Genomic DNA, 18,588 nt, shown 5'->3' with positions numbered 1-18,588 from the left:
CGCCTGCCCAGGGGATTTGGGTAGGCGCCAAGGTGTCTGTATAGTTACATCCGTCGCCAGCACACGGGACAGTGTGCAGAGCGCTTGATGTTTGGAAGTACATCTCGACGCGGGGTGGAGCAGCTCGGTAGCTCGCTGGGCTCATAACCCAGAGGTCGTAGGTTCGAATCCTGCCCCCGCTACCAACTTCCGACCCCTACCAGGGAATATCCTGGTAGGGGTCTTCTTCATTTTGTACTGAAATCGCCACTTGGTGCACTAGATGGTGGCTTAAGGGACATTTCGTGTGGATTTGCGGCGTGTCGCACTAAGGGACATTTCGTGTGGATTTAGGAGCGTCCGGCCCAGCCTTTTCTTATGCCTAAGCTGGGGTTCCATTCGCTGTCGATGTGGGTATCGAATGCGGCAGGTCGCCCGTCTGGGTGGCCGCGGCGTTTACGTTCTTCTTGTGCCCAGGCTGCGCGTGCGGCTTTTTCTCCTTGGCGTCCGAAGTCTTGTTGCTTGGCTAACTCCAGCGGCGCTACCGGGTCTTCGGTGTGGGTGTAGAGCCACCAGTCCATGGTGATGCGCTGGTGCTCATCGAACATGCCACGATGATTGCCCGCTAAGTCTTTGAGTTGTTTGTTGATGCCGCCTTCCAGCAGGTTCGTGGTGGCTTTTAAGTCTTGCGTGACACCTTCAGGCGGGTCAAGGAAGGTAAATAATTGTCCGACGTGGATGAGCTTTTCTAGCCGTTTTAGAGCCCTGCGGGCGTTGCGGTGGGTGTACCACCATTTCTGGTTAGCGCTGACCCATTTCGGTACTTGGCCTGCTGGTATAGCACTGCGGTAGGTGCGCTGTTTAAGCCAATCAGCAAAGGTAATGCGGGTGTGGTGGACTGCAGCTGTAAACCGCGCAGCATCGTCGGGATTGCGTACTTGGACAAGCATGTAGCCCAGTTTCCGGATTGCTTTATGGGCTGGGTGAATCGGGTTGCGGCTGATATCAGCAAAAGTGTTGCGCTGGACGTGAACTAGGCAGCGCTGGATGGCAACGTCGGGCCATTTGATACGCAGTGCCTTGAGCGCTCCACCTGCCCCGTCGGTGGTGACGATGAGTGGTTGCGCGATTTTGTCGAGCAGTTTCAGGTACTCGTATGAGCTTTCGCGCAGGCACCAGTGCCAGGCAATGACGTGTGTATTGGTGCAGGCTACCAGCAGGCATTTCTTGTGAAAGTAGGTGCCGTCGATAAAGACCTGGTCGTAAACCTGATAGGGGTCAGAAGAAGTGGGCACGGTGATAAACCACAAAAGCTTGAACCACCGGGTTAAAGTCCGCCTTGTTACCCCAAGGCGCTTGGCTAAATGGTCTGCGGATTCACCGGAAAGAATCCAGTCAATAAAGATTTTGAAGTGCCGAATCTCGCTGGCGTGTGCGCGGGCATTAATCGATGAAACGTTGCATTTAGGACACAACCAGCGCTGGGTTCCTGCCGCGGTTTTGCCGTTCTTAACCAGTCCGTGGCCGCACATGTCACACGACGGTCGATTCCTATTAGCCATAGGAATTGGCCTTACCGCACCAGCTGCAGTCCCCCTATCACAGACCTAGGACTATCCGGTGTTGATTTCATCGATCGGGCTGTTGGAACCGATCCAAAATCAAGATCACCGCATTATCCCAGGCTGCCCCGGGGATCTGTATCGGTTTATCCACACGAAATGTCCCTTAAGCCTAGATGGTGCACTGGGCTCAAAATCCTGCACCATGCAAGACTGTGGCACGTCAACAAAACGGCGCATGTTTTTCGGATCTTCTACTACGAACGTCTCTAGAAAACACCGACACTCCGCTAAGATTGTCTTTGAGCGCGAGTTACCGGGATGCCCGTTTATGGGGCACGGGTCTCGCGGCCTAAACGACAAAACGTGTTGTTTTCCGGCGTGTCGAGTTAAACGACAGATTGTGTTGGTGGGGGTTGGGGTTTAGCGTATGTGACCTTTGCGTATTCCCATAGAGTGGTTGTAGGCAGTGTCGATGGCGCTGTCGTAGGTTGCTGGTCGGCCGTCTTCGTGGCCGCTGGTGGCTTGTGTTTCCTGGTTGGCTAGGGTTTGTGCTTTGGCGAGTGCGTCCTGGCCCCAGTTTTGCTGCCTGGCGATTTCTACAGGGTCGCCAGGCAGCTGCGTGTGTAGGTACAGCCACCAGTCACAGGCGATGCGTTGTTGCTCGTCGCGTAGTCCTCGGTGGGCGTGCATCAGTTTCTTGATTTGTGAGTTCACTCCGCCTTCCAGGCTGTTGGTTGTGCGCTCTAAGCGTTGGCCTTCTTTAGCTTGGGTGAGGTAGGCAAAGAGGTGTCCGTGTTGACTCATTTTCTTCAGCTGTAGGTAGATTCCGCGGTGAACATCGTGGGTGTACCACCATTTTTTGTTGCCGCGTTTGGATTTAGGAATCTGCTCGAAAGGGACGTCTTTGACGTAAGTTTTGGCTTTGAGCTGGGCGCTAAATACAGTGCCGAATTGGTGTAGCTTGGCAGTCCATTCGGCTGCTTCATCCAGGTTGTCAACGGCTAGCAGTTCGAAGGAAAGCCGTCGCAGTGCTTTGCCCATCGGCGAGGTGGGGTGCAGGCCTGTGGCGCGTTGAATGTTGCGTTTGACGTGGACAATGCAGCGTTGAACCGGGGTATCAGGCCACAGGCGGCGTAGTGCTTTAAGTCCTCCGGAATCCCCATCACAGGTCACCAGTTGTGGTGGGGCTAGTTCGTCCAGCAGGCGCATGTATGACCAGGAGGATTCCTTAGTGCACCAGAACCAGTTGATGACATGGCAGGAGTCAGCAGCTACGACAAGGCACTTGGTGTTGAAGTAGGTGCCGTCGATGAAGATTTGGTCGTAGATTCGCTGCTTATCAACGCTTCGGGGAGGTTGGATAAGCCAAAACGTTTTGAACCGGCGTTGCAGAGTTCGTGATGAAACTCCGCAGGTCTTAGCTGTCTCTGCCAGGCTGTGGCCTGACATGAGCCAAGAGATGAAAAGGCGAAACCATTTTGCTTGAACTGCGTCGTCATTGGCGCGGGTGAAAGTGGCCTTGCAAGTGCGGCATCGCCATCGTTGGCGACCGGTACTTGTCGTTCCGTATTTGATGCATACCCCGCTACAGACAGGGCATCGAGGATGATTCTTACTCATCCTCTCATCGTGAACCTAGGCAGCTAGCACACTGGCACTTCCCCGGCGGTATTTCCGGCCCGAGGCTGGGTTATCCCTCCGGATAAGTGAAATCATCCTAATACCAGCACGCCAGACCAGCTAACCACCCAACCTCACCAACACATCCTGTCGTTTAGGCCGAAGACTGAATCAATCTACAAGGTGATGTAGGCAATGGGCGGCAATACTAACTTAGGCACAGCCAAGACTGCCAAGAAGGACGAGTTCTACACGCAGTGGAATGACATTGAAAACGAGATGCAAGCCTATCTCGAATACGACCCCGACGTATTCAGAGGTAAGACAGTTCTGCTGCCGTGTGACGATCCGGGGGCAAGTAACTTCACCAAGTACTTTGCACTGAACTTTGAGAAGTTCGGCTTGAAGAAGCTGATCTCTACGTCTTATGCGCCAGCATCAAACCCAGCCGTGACTGAGAAGGGGCAGATGCTGCTGGACTTCGCACTTGGCGAGGACCAGGACGAGAAGTTCAACGAAGACGACACCTGGCACAGAGGCCGCATTTACGTCCTTGAACAGGGCACGGATCTTAACGATGACGGCAAACTGAACAAGGAAGATCTCAAGTGGGATTACCTTGAGGGAGACGGAGACTTCCGCTCCGAGGAGGTCACGAAACTTCGTGATGAGGCCGACATCGTAGTTACCAACCCACCGTTCTCGCTGTTCCGAGAGTTCCTTGCGTGGCTGATCGAGGGCGAGGTCCAGTTTTCCGTTATCGGGAACATGAACTCTGTCACATACAGGGACGTTTTTCCACTGTTCCAAGAAAATAGGACTTGGTACGGGCCTTCTATCTCTAGCGGTGATCGAGAGTTTCGTGTGCCAGAAAGTTATCCTCTCACTGCTGCAGGGCATCGCGTGGATGAACTGGGTAATAAATTCGTTCGCGTAAAAGGCGTCCGATGGTTTACCAATATCGAACACGGTCGCCGCCATGAACCACTGGTTCTGATGACGATGGATGACAACCTTCTTTATGGATCGAAGAGGGTTCGAGAAACTGCGTACGTCAAATACGACAACTACGACGCTATTGAGGTGCCGGAGACCAAGGGTATTCCAAGCGATTACGACGGTGTTATGGGGGTACCCATCTCATTCTTGGACAAATACAGTCCAGAGCAGTTCGAGATTATCTGGCGGGGCGGGGATATGGAATGGGCTGAAAATGAATGTACGTTCTTTACCCCTCCGGCGAAGGAGCAACAGCAAAAGCATCGCGCCGCCAACAAAACGTGGCGTGTGCAAAACGCCTATGTGCTGAATGATGATGGTTCAGCACAAACTATCTACCAGCGTATCTTCATCCGCCACCGCCACCCCGAGACCAAGGAGTCCTAAGTCATGGAAGCAAAACTCAACCCCCGCAAGATCCGTGACATCGTAGACGGATTTCACTACAACGAACTCGAAGGCAAAGGCCTGTACGGTTTGGCTGGCAACCTCACCATCCAGCCGGAGTACCAGCGCAACTACATCTACAACGACGGTAAGAAAGACGTAGCCGTCATCGACTCGCTGCTCAAGGGCTATCCACTGGGGCTAATTTACTTCAACCAGCCCAAGCAGTACGAAGGCAAGTTCGAGATCCTCGACGGTCAGCAGCGCATTACCTCTATCGGGCGCTTCTACAAAGACCTGTTCGTCGTCAAAGACACTGACGGCAATGAGCAGTATTTCTCGTCGCTGGGCAAACACCAGCAAGAGCAGATCCTTGAGACTGAGTTGCTCATTTACGACTGCTATGGCACTGAGGCCGAGATCAAGGAGTGGTTCAAGACCATCAACATCGTCGGTGTGCCGCTTACAGCCCAAGAGCTACGCAATGCCGTGTACTCGGGTCAGTTCGTCGATGCTGCTAAGAAGGTCTTTTCTAACTCCGGCTCAGCGATCATGTCGAAGTGGTCGAACTTCGTTAAGGGCGACCCAGCCCGCCAGGAGGTGCTTGAAGTAGCGCTGGACTGGATCGCTCAGCGTGAAGGCACCACCATCGATAGTTACATGGCAAAGCACCGTGAAGACGATAACTGCAACGAACTACAGACTTACTTCAAGGCTGTTATCGACTGGGCGGCAAGTGTGTTCAAAATGACAGACACGTCCATGCGAGGCATCGAATGGAACACGCTGTATGAGCAGTACGGCGCCAAAGGCTACAACGCGACTGAGATGACGGCTGCTGCAAAGGAGTTGCTGTCTGACCCGCAAATTCAGTCCAAGAAGGGTATCTACGAGTACCTGCTTGGCGGCAAGACAGACACCAAACTACTTAACGTACGTGTCTTCACTGAAGCGGTGAAGAAGCGCGTCTACAAGCGCCAGACTGATGCTGCAAAACAGAAGGGTGTCTCCAACTGCTCGTATTGCGCTATCGGTCACGATGAAAAGAAAGCAAAGATCTGGGCGCTTAAAGAAATGGACGCTGATCACGTCACTGCGTGGTCCAAGGGTGGATCGACCGAGGAGAGCAACTGCGAGTTGCTCTGCAAGTCGCACAACCGTGCCAAAGGCAACGCTTAAAGTCGGTGATTAACCATGCTCATCGGCTACGCACGTGTCTCCACGTCGAAACAAGGGCAGTCGCTCGACACCCAGCGTGAGGCGCTCATCGACGCTGGCTGCGATGAAAACCACATCTACACAGATACGATCTCGGGCACGAAGTGGCAGCGCCCCGGCCTTGATGACGCGCTGGCGTATATGCGCCCCGACGACACGCTGGTTGTGACCAGGCTCGACCGTCTTGGTCGCAGCCTCGCTGAGACGGTGAATACTATCGCTGACTTGGCGGAACGTGATATCAACGTGAAAGTGCTCGAACCCGCGCTGGACACGTCGCGTCCTGCTGACAAAGTGGTCATTAACGTCATGGCCTCTCTCGCTGAGTGGGAAAGAGACCTGCTGATCCAGCGCACCCGTGAAGGCGTAGCGCACGCCCGCGCCCAGGGCAGGGTCGCCGGGCCGAAACCGAAGCTCACTAACGAGCAAGCCCAGGTTGCCAAGGAACTCATCGACGGTGGTAAGTCCGTCAGTGCAGTGGCGAGGACGTTCAACGTGTCCAGGCCGACCATCTACAGAGCCATCGAGCGCCTTGAGGCTGACGCATAACAGCCGAGACCTATCACGAGGGCTGCGTCGCTAGCGCGCACACCCTGCAAGCAAGCACCAGGCGAGCGCTAGCGACGCACTGAGTACGTGGGGGTGCTGCAGGGCGCGGTAATAGCACTGCCCGGCACAGCCGGGGCCAAATACGGGATTGACCACACACATCCCGTATTTGGCAAGGAGTGCTCATGTCCACCTATTCGCAAACGCTTACATCTCACGGCGATATTCTCGCCAACATCCCCGGTATCCTGGGCTTTTACCCGCAGAACTCGCTGGTGCTCGCGTTCTTCGACCGCAACAGTGACACCCCTGGCCTGCACTTAGGCCCTCTCGCCAGGCTCGACCTCGATGACGCCGTGCAGACGCTAACCGCCAACCAATCGCAGTTCGCTGCATGGTCTGGCCGCGTCAACGCTGACGCTGTTATCGCTTACGTGATAAACGCGGACCCCTCAGCAGCAGATGACCTGGCAGAATTCCTGCTCAGCGAAGACTCACCTCTGCCGACCGTGCTTGCGATCGTGCAGGTTCCCGAGCTTACTTCTGGGACCGGTTGGTGGACTGTGTATCAGCAACTGAGCCTCTCAGCACCGCGCACCGGGGTTGTCAGCGAGGTCGCCGGCTCTGCTGCGCTGCAGCAGATGGTGTTGGACACTGGGCAGCTTCCAGCGCTGTCTCGCGCAGAGCTAGAAGAGCGTTTGGACAGCACAGCTCACGGTATCGACGACGCTGTATACCGAAACATCATCGCCGACGTCGAGGGGTACGAGAATGAGATACATTTTCTCCGTGACGATCTACAGCATGAGTACGAGAAGGCTGCAAAGGGTGTCTCTGACCCCACCGATACACAGGCCATCCGTGCTGCGCTGAGGTGTTTTACGACTCCCATGTTGCGTGATCCACTGCTCGGCGCACTGCTGGACGAGCCTGAGAAGGGTCTGGCGTTCGCAGAAACTCTTATGTGTGTCGTGCCACGAGACTGGCTCAAGATGCGCTCGCAGATAACCGCTACCGTCGCTGTACTCGCACAAGCCACTGGGCAGACTGGCCTGGCCGGTGTAGCTGCTCATAAAGCCACTGAGCTAAGTGATACCGAGAACTTTCCGAACCTGGTGGCCAGATCCATCAGCCTCGGCCTAGGCAGCAAGCTCATCACGAGCGTCAAACAGGGCGCGTCGAAAGCACATTACCTCCTGTTCGATGCTTAAGTCTCTTACCCCGTTGCAGTTAATGCTGCAGCGGGGTTTTCTTTTTCAGCATGGCCATGACCAGGGAAGACACACATCTTCTACAAGCAGGGGAGCAACTTCTAGCCAGCAGAGCTGTCTCCAAGAACGGATTGAATATCCGATCCACAAGGAGGCACTCATGTACCACTACACGCACGAAGACCTGGAGCTGCTCTACCTGATGAGCGACGGCATAGACGGCGAGGACGCTGATCCTGGTGCAACCCAAGAGCTACGCGACCTGGAAGCAGAAGGGCAAGTACTGCCCTGGGCCGTGCTGTAACAGCACTTTTCTCAGCAGCAGCAAAGCCGCTGCTCAAACACACAATTGAAAGACAATTCACACTCACTCAAAAGGAGAAATCATCATGTCTAACCCATTCAACTCCGGCACCATTGTTGGCAACACCGCTCGCGAGCCGAAGATCTTTGAGCACGCAAACGGCGGCGCTACCGTGAAGCTCAACGTCTACGCGCGTAATACGTTCAAGAACAAGAACACCGGCAAGGTGGAGTCTGAGATCGTGGAACTCACCGGCTACGTGCAGGACGCTAAGAACCTCGGTGTCTTCGGCTGCATCGGCGCTGGTGACCGGGTCGCGGTCAGCTACTCGCTCAAGACGGACAACTACACCGATAAGGATGGCGTGAAGCACTACCCGCTGATCGCACGCATCGATACGGTGCAGCTCATCGACTCGAAGAAAGAGTCTGCAGCCCGCGCTGCACGCCGTGAGAACGGCGCTGGCACCGCCGCCAACGACACTGAAGAAGTGCCGTTCTAACCACAACACCCCGCAGGGAAACCTGCGGGGTTATTTTTTCAGTACAAACCGCGCATGACGCCGTTGCCGTCCGGTAGGGGATCGCTACCGCGCCTGCTCTGGGGCACCGTCATTTCACAGCGCAATACACGCACCACGACACGCGCTGTTTTACCGTGCAACAAACACGCCATTTCGCTGCGCATTGCACTGACACATCTACACGCCGCTGGATCAATCACTTCACTGCACCCTGTAGTGGCGCGTCACTTAATTGACACGTTTATTGCGCAGTTAAGTGGTGTGTCACTTCGTCGACCACTTAAATGACACTTTTAATGACACGCCACTTCATTGGCACATTTACTGCGCAGTTAAATTACATGTCATTTCATTAGCACGTTTATTGACTACTTAAATGACGCTGTAACTCTGCATCACATTCTGCAGGCACTTTCGCTGCACTCTCTACGTACTCATCTACTGTCCACTTAACGGCACTGTAGCCACGTACCTCTACTACACAATCAACAGCACAACAAACACGCCACTACACGCGCTATTTCACAGCACTACAGGATTACCGCTACACAAAACAACCGCTCTAATTCTTCGATTTTCGCTGAATTAGAGCGGTTTTAGCGCTGTCTCTGGGCACTGACCCCGGCGACACCCGGCTAGGCCGCTACAGGGCCGTACAAGGCGTGTGGCGAGCTGCTACAGCTCCATGCCACCATCGCGGTCGCGCTGTTGCTGCTGGCGGCGCTTGTTGGTTCGTTCCTGAGCACGGCGGCGTGCGGCGGTCCGTTCCTGCTGGATACGCTGCTCAACAGCAACCCGATACCGCTGCTTCATCTCAGGGTCGTTATCGAGTTCGACATGCAGGAAGTCCCGGTCTACGTGGGAAATCTCTTGCAGAGACTGCGTTGCCTCCTCGATAATGATGGCGGCTTCCTCTTCTGCAGCTGCGCGGCGCGCTTCGAGGCTTTCGGTGAATGCGCGTTTCTCCGTGTCAAAGGCTTCACGCTCACTGTCCAGGGCTGCACGTTCGTTGGCCAGCTGTTCACGCTCACGCGTGGCCTCGCTGCGGATGGCCACAGCATCACGTTGTGCTTCGCTACGAGTGCTCTCAGCGTCTCGTGTGGCCTCGCTACGGGTCTTTTCTGCGTCTCGCTCGGCTTCCTTGCGTGCTTCGCTGCGGATCGTTTCAGCCTCCTGCTCTGCACGCTTGAGCTTGGCCTCTGCAGCGCTGTTGACCTCTTCGGCACGGTCCAGCAGCTCATCTGCTTGAGCTTCGGCCAGCCCTACTGTCTGCTCAGCCGCAGCCTGTGCATCGCTACGGATCTGCTCGACGTCCTGCTCAGCCTTCTCGCGTGCTTCACGCAACACACGCTCTGCAACCTCGCGAGCCTGCTGTTCAGCGTTCTCCTGTACACTTCGCGCTGCTTCACGGTCCGCCTGGGCCTGTTCCAGTTCTTTTGCTGCTTGCTCGCGGTCACGATCAATCGCGTCCATGTCGCGGTGTACGGAACGGCGCTTGACTTCTACTTCATCCTCGCGGTTGGCAAGGTCGCGTTCACGATCCTGCTGCTCCGTGTAGCGGTCGAGGTTTAGGGATTCATCGTGACGTTCGGAGACTTCCAGTTCTACTGGGTAGCCGAGCGCGTGCATGTGTTCACGGAGTCCGCGCTGCGCGTCGATCATTTTTTGATTACCCGAGATCTGTTTACCCTTTTTTGGGCCAGATTTGTACCTGACCGAGGTGTCAGTGTTGTACGCGATACCTGGCCTACAGCGGAGCTTTGACGGATCATCGGGCTTCGGGGAGAAGCTATCGGCCTGGAACTGGCTATGCGGTGTGCTCTCGTCAAAATTCATATCCCCTCCGGCCACAGCATCGATGCCGCCGGGGATGAAGTTCTCGGCAAGCCAACGCATTGCCTCTTCGAAGTATTGTTTCGCTTCCTCGTAGTCGCGTGCGACATAGCGCGGACGTTTTACTTCGCGCCCGTCCACCTCACTGGTGTAGAAATCCGGGATTTCTTTGCACATCGATTTCGGTGGATTCAGCTTCGGCTGGGGCCTCGACGACGCGGTTTCTACCGAGGATGTTGTGAAGCACCTCCGCGACAACAGCCCGAGCCTGCAGACCATCCTCCACGGCCCGAGCACCAGTACCTGGGGTGGGCACAACCTCGCCGGCGGTCTGCGCCGCGTCATGGCGAAGTGTGGCTACACCGATATCAAGAGCTTCCAGAAGGTGGATATCACCCTCTCGAGCTAGCTGCGCACTTTCGCGGCCGACAACGCCCGGTGGAACTTCAATGATCCCCCGGGCGTTTTTCATGTCTACGGGGTGAGGCGTATGTCACAGCCGATTCATCTTGACTCTCCTGTAAGTCCGACTAAAGTTTGTCCAGAATAAAAAGTACGTCTAGGCGTAACTTATGGAACAGCCTTGGCGAATGCATTTTCAGGAAAGGAAAACTCAATGGTTCGGTCGGAAAAGCGGGAGTCGCGATCAGCACTGTTCGTGGCAGCAGCCGCGATGATGGCGATGATTCTCGCGGCGGCGCTCACAGCGTGCGCGCCGGAGGAGGATCGTGCAGACGGCGGAAAGCCGAAAGTGCTGACCACTTTCACTGTGATCCAGGACATCGCCCAGAATGTCGCGGGGGAACACTTGACTGTGGATTCTTTGACGAAGCCGGGGGCGGAGATCCACGGCTACGAGCCCACGCCGGCTGATATCCGCCGCGCGTCGGATGCCGACCTCATTCTGGATAACGGCCTGAACCTGGAGAACTGGTTCGCGCAATTCGTCGAGGACGTCGACGCGCCCCACGTCACCGTCAGCGACGGCGTGGACCCGATCGACATCACCGAGGACGAGGGCGCGGGCAAACCGAACCCGCACGCGTGGATGAGCCCGGTCGAGGTGGAGAAGTACGTGGACAATATGGTCACCGCCTTCAGCGAACTCGATCCGGACCATGCTGAGGACTTCAAGCAGAACGGCGAGCAGTACAAAAAGGAGCTGCAAGAGGTCCAGGACGGCATGGTCACTGAGTTGGCGAACCTGCCTGAGCAGCATCGCGCACTGGTGACGTGCGAGGGCGCATTCTCCTACATGGCACGCGACGCTGGTCTGGAGGAACGGTTCATTTGGGCCGTGAACTCCGAGAATGAGGCAACTCCGCAGCAGATCACCCGTGCCATCGAATTCGTCAAGGAGAACGACGTGCCGGCCGTATTCTGCGAGTCCACGGTCTCGGACGCACCGATGCAGCAGGTAGTTGATGCAACCGACGCCACCTTCGGCGGCACTCTGTACGTCGACTCCCTTTCGGAGAAAGACGGTCCGGTTCCGACCTACCTCGACTTGATCAAGCACGACGCCGACGTGATCACGCAGGCGTTGACGGGTAAGAAGTAGGTGTCACGGTGCAACAGGAAACGTCATCAGCCGCGGCGGCCGTTTCGTCGAATGCGACTCCCGCGATATCCGTGCACGATGTCACCGTTCACTATGGGAGCGTGCTCGCGCTCGACGGTGCATCCCTCGAGATTGCGCCGGGACGCGTGTGCGGACTCGTCGGAATGAATGGATCCGGGAAATCTACGCTATTCAAAACGATCATGGGGCAGACCCGGCCGGATTCCGGGACCGTCGCCGTCAACGGAGATGACCCCGCGGTTGCCCGCCGCACCGGTGTGCTCGGGTACGTGCCTCAGCGCGAGGCAGTGGACTGGGATTTCCCGGTCAGCGTGCGGGAGGTGGTCATGATGGGTCGCTACGGACAACTCGGTTTCACGCGCCGGCCTCGCCGGGCTGATATCGAAGCCGTCAACCATGCACTCGAGCGTGTGGAGCTCACGGACTATGCCTCACGTCAGATCGGTCAACTTTCCGGCGGCCAGCGGAAACGCGCCTTTGTTGCCCGGTGCATTGCCCAGGGGGCGAGGATCATGCTGCTGGACGAGCCTTTCGCGGGCGTCGATAAGCGCAGCGAAGCGACAATGACCCGGCTGTTCCGCGAGCTTGCAGACGGCGGTGCCACCGTCTTCGTGTCCACGCACGACCTCCCTGCGTTACCTGAGCTGGCTGATGAAGCGATGCTGCTCAACCGGCATGTGCTCATGCACGGCTCGCCCAAGGATGTCCTGCAACCCGATAATCTCGCCGCTGCCTTTGGACTGGATGTGATGAAACGATGATCTCTTTTCTTGTCGACCCGTTCGCCTACGACTTCATGGTCCGCGCGTTCGCCACGAGCCTGATTTCCTCCATCGTGTGCGCGGTGCTGTCGTGCTGGCTGGTCCTCGTCGGCTGGTCGCTGATGGGCGATGCCGTGTCCCACGCAGTGTTCCCCGGCGTGGTGCTGGCGTATATCGCGGGCGTTCCCTTCGCTCTCGGGGCAGTGGTCTTCGGCTTCCTCGCCGTGGGATTGATCGGTGTCGTGCGTGATACGAGCCGGGTCAAAGAAGACGCTGCGATCGGAATCGTCTTCACGACGCTCTTCGCGTTCGGGCTCGTGCTCATCTCCGTCACGCCCTCGCACACCGACCTCAATCACATTATCTTCGGTAACCTGCTCGGCGTCTCCAAAGCTGATCTCGTGCAGATCCTCGTTTTGGGCGTGGCCACGCTGGCCGTGCTCGTGCTCAAGCGCCGCGATTTCACGCTTTTCGCTTTCGATCCCGTGCATGCTCACGCGATTGGTCTGTGGCCGAAGCTGATTGGGGCAGTGTTGCTCGCCCTGCTCGCGCTCACCTGCGTGGTGGGGCTGCAAGCCGTCGGGGTGATCCTCGTGGTGGCGATGCTGATCATTCCGGGTGCGACCGCGCACCTTTTGACCGACAGTTTCGGCCGCATGCTGCTGATCGCTCCTGCGGTGGCCACCGTATGCTCCGTCGCGGGGCTGTACGCGAGCTACTACCTCGACGCTTCGCCTGGCGGACTCGTGGTCATGGCGCAGGGGATCGCATTCCTGCTGGTGTACCTGTTCAGCCCGAGCCAAGGGATCGTCACAGCGCGTGCGTGCCGGGGCGGAACGGCACGGCTAATTGGAGACGAACAGCGCATCGGTAGCGGTGCGGCCGAGCGGAACTGAGTTCTTTGCCCCGTCCACCTTCACATCGAGCGACTCGGAAAACGGTGCGCCTTCAGTGACCGTGAGGACGGCGCCGACAACGATGCCATTCTCCTCGAAAAACTTCAGCAGGGTCGGGTCCGAATCGGAGATCCGCTCGACAGTGACCGTCGTCCCCGCTGCACCGGCGCCCGCCCCAGCATCCGTGAGGCGGCATGCGTCCAAAGCGGGCACCGTACCGTCGGCGGTCGGGATCGGATCCCCGTGCGGGTCGCGGGTGGGGTGGCCGAGCAGCTTGTCCAGCCTGTCCACCAGGTAGTCAGAGACTGCGTGCTCTAAGTGCTCCGCTTCATCGTGCACTTCGTCCCACGTGTACCCGAGAGTCTCCACCAAGAACGTCTCGATGAGCCGGTGGCGCCGAATCATGTCCACTGCGTACCCGCGGCCCTTCTCGGTCAATTCCACCGAGCCGTACGGGGCGTGCACGATCAACCCCTGTGCGGCGAGCTTGCGCACAGCATCCGAGACCGACGACATCCGCAGCCCCGTCTGCTTCGAAATCAGGGTTGCCGTCACGGGTTCCGCTGACCATTCCGTGAGACTCCAGATGACCTTCAAATAGTTCTGGGTCGAAGTGGATAATTCGCTCACCGACATGCGTTCAACTCTACTTACCTTCCGGGAGCACGCTTATCGACGCCGCCCTGAACCGCTAATCCGCCCTGCACAGTCGCGACTGTTCAGTCTATCCAGGCCATGAGTTAGACTCTGAATCCGTGACTACCACCTCGAATGCACCAGAGCAGACCCCACCCGCAAACGCTCACCCGCGCCCCGTCCTCGTCGTGGACTTCGGCGCGCAATATGCGCAGCTCATCGCACGACGCGTGCGTGAGGCCCGGATCTATTCGGAGGTCGTTCCGCACACGATTTCCGCAGAAGAATTGAAAGCCAAGGACCCGGTGGCTCTCGTGCTCTCCGGTGGTCCCTCATCCGTCTACGAGGACGGTGCTCCGCAGCTCGACCCGGCAATTTTCGAGCTGGGGCTGCCCACCTTCGGCATTTGCTACGGCTTCCAGGTGATGACTCAGGCGCTCGGCGGCACCGTGGCCAAGACCGGCTCCCGCGAGTACGGTCGCACCGCAATGAACGTGCGCGGCGGCGTACTTCACCACGGCCTGCAGACCAACCACCCGGTATGGATGAGCCACGGCGATTCCGTCACCGAGGCACCAGCTGGCTTCGAGGTCACCGCTTCATCGGAAGGCGCACCAGTCGCCGCATTCGAAAACGCTGATCTATGCATGGCCGGCGTCCAGTACCACCCGGAGGTCATGCACTCGCCGCACGGCCAAGAGGTGCTCACGCGCTTCCTCACCGAGATCGCAGGCCTCGAGCAGACCTGGACCGCCTCCAATATTGCGGAACAGCTTATCGACGCAGTCAAGCAACAAGTCGGCCCCAACGGCCGCGCCATCTGCGGCCTGTCCGGCGGCGTGGACTCCGCTGTCGCTGCTGCACTGGTCCAGCGCGCAATCGGTGACCGACTCACCTGTGTCTTCGTCGACCACGGCCTGCTGCGTCAGGGCGAGCGCGAGCAGGTCGAGACCGACTTCGTGGCTGCTACAGGCGCGAAGCTGGTCACCGTCGACGAGCGCGAAGCCTTCCTGGGCAAGCTCGCTGGTGTCACCGAGCCGGAAGCCAAGCGCAAGGCTATCGGTGCAGAATTCATCCGCTCCTTTGAGCGTGCCGTTGCTGGTGTGCTCACCGAATCTGGTGACGACGCACCCGTCGACTTCCTCGTTCAGGGCACCCTGTACCCGGACGTTGTCGAGTCCGGCGGCGGATCCGGCACCGCCAACATCAAGAGCCACCACAACGTCGGTGGCCTGCCTGACGATGTCGAATTCGAACTCGTCGAACCCCTCCGCCTGCTGTTCAAGGACGAGGTCCGCGCCGTTGGCCGTGAACTCGGCCTGCCCGAGGTGATCGTGAACCGTCAACCTTTCCCGGGCCCTGGCCTGGGTATTCGCATCATCGGTGAGGTTACTGAGGAGCGCCTGGAAACCCTTCGCGCAGCCGATGCGATCGCTCGTGAGGAGCTAACCAAGGCTGGCCTCGACGACCAGATCTGGCAGTGCCCGGTCGTCCTGCTTGCCGACGTTCGCTCCGTCGGCGTCCAAGGCGACGGCCGCACCTACGGCCACCCGATCGTCCTGCGTCCAGTTGCTTCCGAGGATGCCATGACCGCTGACTGGGTCCGCATCCCGTACGAGGTGCTGGAGACCATTTCCACCCGCATCACCAATGAGGTTGAGGACGTCAACCGCGTCGTGCTGGACATCACGTCCAAGCCGCCAGCCACGATCGAGTGGGAGTAACCAGCTTTTAGCGCTGACACCCAGGATTTAAGTGCCAGCGCTAAATAGTTAGTGCTAAATAGTTGATGCTAAATAGTCAGTGGATCTCGATTACATAGCTGCCTCAGGTGAGAATTTTTACCTGGGCTTTTGGAGCGAAGCTAAGGCCCCGATGTAATCGAGATCCACTCGTTTTATTTGTAATGCACTCCAAGCGAAGGTGGCGGCGTTGGCGTGCGCTGATGCAGAAGCCACCACGCGACAAACCCGGTGAAGATTCCTGCCAGCGGCGCTAATACTGCCCTGGGATCCGTGCCCAGCGTGACGGACGGGAAGAAGATCAGCAATCCGATCAACAACAGCCAGCCTGTGCTGCGGTCTCTGAGCACAACAGGACTCAGACGTTCTTTCGGTGTGAAGATCGCCTGTGCGGGGGATGTCTGCGTGCCAAAACGCGGCATGGTGAACCAGCACAGCAGGTACAGGAAAATGCCGCCGCCGATGATGAGCGCCAGCACAGCAAAAACGACGCGGACGAAGGTCACATCGACGTTATAACGCGCACCGATGCCCTCACAGATGCCACCGACTAGTGGGTTGCCACCTTGTTCTTTGGGGATCCGTGGCGGGCGCGTGTCCCACATGGCCTGAAACGAGCTGTTGGTGTCCATGGCTCAAGTATGCATTTGGCGGGCAAAGCTCGCTGGCTAAATGGCACGGGTCTAGGGGGAGGATCGAGAGATCCTTGCATGAAACCTGAATTCGCTGGCGTAGACAATGCCGCTGGCCTCTTTGAAGTCCCTGTTCAGGGAGGTTTCGCCGCCTTCGATCTTCGTCAGCGCGTCGAGTAGCCTCGTTGTGATTTCAGGTTTCTTCCTAAAACCTGAATATCGGCACTGCTTGTGTACTGGTTTGTGCACTTAAGGCCCTGGATTAGCTTATCCAGGGCCTGTGGATTCAGGTTTCGTGCAACGCAGCAAGAACTACTAGTCGGCGAGAACTACTAGTCGGGGAGCGCTGCTAGCCAGCGTGCGTTGCTAGTCGGCGTGCGTTGCTAGCCAGCGTGCGTTGCTAGTCGGCGTATGCGAGGCGACGGGAGCCGTCGACATGCGGGTACAGTACCCACGCAGCGCCAGCAACGAGCGCGAATGTGAGCGTGACTCCCCAGGCTGGCCATTGCGCGAGAGGTGCGAGCATGAGCGCCAGCCACCAAAGCATTAACGGCACGAGCATGCTTATCGACGGCACCGTACTTACCCGCTTCTCTTCCGCGAATGCCCTCATCTCGCCCCGGTAGGGGTGGAGCAAAGTGATGGCGACAGCAAGGGCAACGCATCCGAGCGCGATGAGGAGTTTGGGGCCGATCGCGAGCTGGGAGACCATGACTGCGATGGATCCGGCGACGCCCACAGTTCCCATGACTCTGACGATGAGCGGAGTGGGGATTGGGGTGGTCCGGGTGCGGACGTCGTAGGCGTACATGGAGGTGGACGCTACCATATGACCTGCGATAGAAAATATGTTCGATATTTTCAATTGACCTTGGTTCGCCCGCGGAGCATAATCAGCTTCCGTGAGTGGAACAAGTGTTCGCAAGACGGTCGCGGAGGTGGACCTGGCGGCATCGACGGTATCGACGGGCTCCAGTGGTTCTGCGCACGCTGAACAGATCGCCCAGCTCCGCTCCAAAATGGCGCAGATCGGCGGTGCTGTCCCTGGTGGTGATGGGGATGGTACCGGCTTCGCACAGAAGATCACAGGCAGCGAAGATGTGGTTTCGCTCGGTGAGCAGTTTCGATTTCTGCTTCCTGGCGGTGGTCTACCGCGCCATGCTGTCACACATATGAGCGATACACCGGCGCTGGTTGCGGAGATGCTTCTCCACGTTGTGGAAGCAGGTGGTCACGCCGGTGTGGTGGGGTGGCCGGAATTGTCTTATGCCGGAATTGACCCGAAGTATCTGGGCCGCATTATCGCTGTGCCGGATCCAGGGGTGGACCCTTTGGGTGTTGCCGCGGTGCTCACGGAGGGGCTGGACTTGGTTGTGTATCGCTCGCCAGTGGCGCTTGCTCTCTCTCCGGTGCGGTGCCGTCCACTGTTGGGCAAGCTGCGCAAAGGTCGGGCAGCACTGATGATGGTTGGCGCGACGGTGCCGTCTCCTGCGCTGACTGTCACGGGCGATATTCAGGCTTTTCATGGCATTGGTCGTGGTACGGGCCGCATTACTGGTGTGGGTATTCGGGTGCGGGCGCAGTCGAAGGGTGGGCGTCCGGCGTCGGCAAGCATCACTGTGGGGCAGGCTGCTGTGGAAGCGTCAACGCCTTAATCCCGCGTCAATCGATTTCAGTCTGGCAAGGACTGTTTCTTGTGACGGCGATCCGATTCGAAAAATGGCGTTTTTCATACGGGTACAAATGGAATCTCACTCGTATGAAGAAGACGACTATTCGGCTACCAGCTACACCAACCGGCGACCCTAACTGGGACTACATGGAGCGCTTCATGAAGGGGTTGCGGTAGTGATAGTCCGCGGTGTCTGCGGGCTAGTTCTTTTATGGGGGCGTTGATGCCACCTTCGAGGCTGTTTGTTGTTGCTGCAAGGTTGTCGGGGTCGATGGTTGTTGGTGGGGGTTGTAGGTAGGTAAACAGCAGGTCTCTGCGGTGCAGAGATAGCAATGATTGATAGGCCGCTCGGACGCGTTGGTGGGTGTAGACCTTGGTGTAGGCGCCGGTAGCGGGGTCTTTGATGGTGGTTTTCTCGTTCATCCATTCCCGGTAGGTGTGGCATATCCGGGCCTGACCCCCGGAAAGTAGACACGTCG

The 18,588-nt window shown here is 57.7% G+C and carries 17 protein-coding genes, 1 tRNA gene and 2 pseudogenes; 13 read left to right on the top strand and 7 right to left on the bottom strand.

All coding sequences use genetic code 11. From position 1 onward, the window contains the following. Positions 1-108 precede the first annotated feature (108 nt). Positions 109-185: transfer RNA gene (locus HMPREF2537_RS05455), tRNA-Met, on the top strand. A 144-nt stretch (positions 186-329) separates the two neighbouring features. Here HMPREF2537_RS05455 and HMPREF2537_RS05450 read toward each other — a convergent pair. Both HMPREF2537_RS05450 and HMPREF2537_RS05445 read right to left on the bottom strand, forming a co-directional pair. Next, complete coding sequence (locus HMPREF2537_RS05450) at positions 330-1,541, bottom strand: IS1249 family transposase (protein ID WP_070526175.1); 1,212 nt, start codon at positions 1,539-1,541, stop codon at positions 330-332. Between the two features lie 423 nt (positions 1,542-1,964). Further along, positions 1,965-3,164, bottom strand: a complete 1,200-nt coding sequence (locus tag HMPREF2537_RS05445; protein WP_070526172.1) for an IS1249 family transposase — start codon at positions 3,162-3,164, stop codon at positions 1,965-1,967. 195 nt (positions 3,165-3,359) lie between these two features. Here HMPREF2537_RS05445 and HMPREF2537_RS05440 point away from each other — a divergent pair, with 195 nt between their 5' ends. The 6 genes from HMPREF2537_RS05440 (at position 3,360) to HMPREF2537_RS05420 (ending at position 8,334) form a co-directional block, all read left to right on the top strand. Then, positions 3,360-4,550 carry an adenine-specific methyltransferase EcoRI family protein gene (locus HMPREF2537_RS05440; RefSeq protein WP_070526170.1) on the top strand — a complete coding sequence of 397 codons (1,191 nt, stop codon included), beginning with the start codon at positions 3,360-3,362 and terminating at the stop codon, positions 4,548-4,550. Between the two features lie 3 nt (positions 4,551-4,553). Further along, complete coding sequence (locus tag HMPREF2537_RS05435; RefSeq protein WP_070516682.1) at positions 4,554-5,729, top strand: HNH endonuclease family protein; 1,176 nt, start codon at positions 4,554-4,556, stop codon at positions 5,727-5,729. Positions 5,730-5,744: 15 nt separating this feature from the next. Continuing rightward, the gene (locus HMPREF2537_RS05430) at positions 5,745-6,317 is read left to right on the top strand and encodes a recombinase family protein (protein ID WP_070516680.1); all 573 of its coding nucleotides are present in this window, start codon (positions 5,745-5,747) and stop codon (positions 6,315-6,317) included. A gap of 185 nt (positions 6,318-6,502) precedes the next feature. Further along, the gene (locus HMPREF2537_RS05425; RefSeq protein WP_070516678.1) at positions 6,503-7,528 is read left to right on the top strand and encodes a DUF4192 domain-containing protein; all 1,026 of its coding nucleotides are present in this window, start codon (positions 6,503-6,505) and stop codon (positions 7,526-7,528) included. Between the two features lie 160 nt (positions 7,529-7,688). Next, the gene (locus HMPREF2537_RS12800) at positions 7,689-7,832 is read left to right on the top strand and encodes a hypothetical protein (protein ID WP_158011595.1); all 144 of its coding nucleotides are present in this window, start codon (positions 7,689-7,691) and stop codon (positions 7,830-7,832) included. Positions 7,833-7,917: 85 nt separating this feature from the next. Next, on the top strand, positions 7,918-8,334 hold the full coding sequence (locus tag HMPREF2537_RS05420) for a single-stranded DNA-binding protein (RefSeq protein ID WP_070516677.1): 417 nt from the start codon (positions 7,918-7,920) through the stop codon (positions 8,332-8,334). Between the two features lie 696 nt (positions 8,335-9,030). Here HMPREF2537_RS05420 and HMPREF2537_RS05415 read toward each other — a convergent pair. Continuing rightward, positions 9,031-10,365: a coiled-coil domain-containing protein gene (locus tag HMPREF2537_RS05415; RefSeq protein ID WP_070516674.1), complete on the bottom strand. Its 1,335-nt coding sequence runs from the start codon at positions 10,363-10,365 to the stop codon at positions 9,031-9,033. Between the two features lie 88 nt (positions 10,366-10,453). On the opposite strand from HMPREF2537_RS05415, the pseudogene HMPREF2537_RS13030 reads away from it, so the two are divergent. From HMPREF2537_RS13030 to HMPREF2537_RS05400, 4 genes and pseudogenes are all read left to right on the top strand, one after another. Next, positions 10,454-10,597: pseudogene (locus HMPREF2537_RS13030) on the top strand (GuaB3 family IMP dehydrogenase-related protein); the annotation flags it as partial. 273 nt (positions 10,598-10,870) lie between these two features. After that, positions 10,871-11,749 carry a metal ABC transporter substrate-binding protein gene (locus tag HMPREF2537_RS05410; RefSeq protein WP_232745304.1) on the top strand — a complete coding sequence of 293 codons (879 nt, stop codon included), beginning with the start codon at positions 10,871-10,873 and terminating at the stop codon, positions 11,747-11,749. Between the two features lie 8 nt (positions 11,750-11,757). Beyond that, positions 11,758-12,531 (top strand): metal ABC transporter ATP-binding protein, encoded by a 774-nt coding sequence (locus tag HMPREF2537_RS05405; protein ID WP_070516670.1) that lies wholly within the window; start codon positions 11,758-11,760, stop codon positions 12,529-12,531. Beyond that, entirely contained in the window at positions 12,528-13,427 is a 900-nt protein-coding gene (locus tag HMPREF2537_RS05400) for a metal ABC transporter permease (protein ID WP_070526167.1), read from the top strand. The genes HMPREF2537_RS05405 and HMPREF2537_RS05400 overlap by 4 nt, the downstream gene beginning before the upstream one ends. Here the strand turns inward: HMPREF2537_RS05400 and HMPREF2537_RS05395 are convergent. Beyond that, entirely contained in the window at positions 13,377-14,063 is a 687-nt protein-coding gene (locus HMPREF2537_RS05395; RefSeq protein ID WP_070516666.1) for a metal-dependent transcriptional regulator, read from the bottom strand. The two genes, HMPREF2537_RS05400 and HMPREF2537_RS05395, sit on opposite strands and share 51 nt — an antisense overlap. A 119-nt stretch (positions 14,064-14,182) precedes the next feature. On the opposite strand from HMPREF2537_RS05395, the gene guaA reads away from it, so the two are divergent. Continuing rightward, positions 14,183-15,787 (top strand): glutamine-hydrolyzing GMP synthase, encoded by a 1,605-nt coding sequence (gene guaA / locus HMPREF2537_RS05390; protein ID WP_070516664.1) that lies wholly within the window; start codon positions 14,183-14,185, stop codon positions 15,785-15,787. A 173-nt stretch (positions 15,788-15,960) separates the two neighbouring features. Here guaA and HMPREF2537_RS05385 read toward each other — a convergent pair whose 3' ends face one another. Together HMPREF2537_RS05385 and HMPREF2537_RS05380 are read right to left on the bottom strand one after the other, a co-directional pair. Further along, positions 15,961-16,437, bottom strand: coding sequence for a PspC domain-containing protein (locus HMPREF2537_RS05385; RefSeq protein ID WP_070516662.1), 477 nt, complete (start codon positions 16,435-16,437; stop codon positions 15,961-15,963). A 400-nt stretch (positions 16,438-16,837) separates the two neighbouring features. Next, positions 16,838-17,266 (bottom strand): hypothetical protein, encoded by a 429-nt coding sequence (locus HMPREF2537_RS05380; RefSeq protein ID WP_232745300.1) that lies wholly within the window; start codon positions 17,264-17,266, stop codon positions 16,838-16,840. A 73-nt stretch (positions 17,267-17,339) separates the two neighbouring features. On the opposite strand from HMPREF2537_RS05380, the gene HMPREF2537_RS05375 reads away from it, so the two are divergent. Continuing rightward, complete coding sequence (locus HMPREF2537_RS05375) at positions 17,340-18,092, top strand: hypothetical protein (protein ID WP_246820255.1); 753 nt, start codon at positions 17,340-17,342, stop codon at positions 18,090-18,092. A 188-nt stretch (positions 18,093-18,280) separates the two neighbouring features. On the opposite strand, the pseudogene HMPREF2537_RS12435 reads toward HMPREF2537_RS05375, so the two are convergent. Continuing rightward, positions 18,281-18,588 (bottom strand): annotated as a pseudogene (locus HMPREF2537_RS12435) (IS256 family transposase); the annotation flags it as partial.

The organism is Corynebacterium sp. HMSC074E01, from assembly GCF_001808885.1.
Classification (GTDB): Bacteria; Actinomycetota; Actinomycetes; order Mycobacteriales; family Mycobacteriaceae; genus Corynebacterium.
This window is presented reverse-complemented; position numbering and strand designations above follow the sequence as displayed.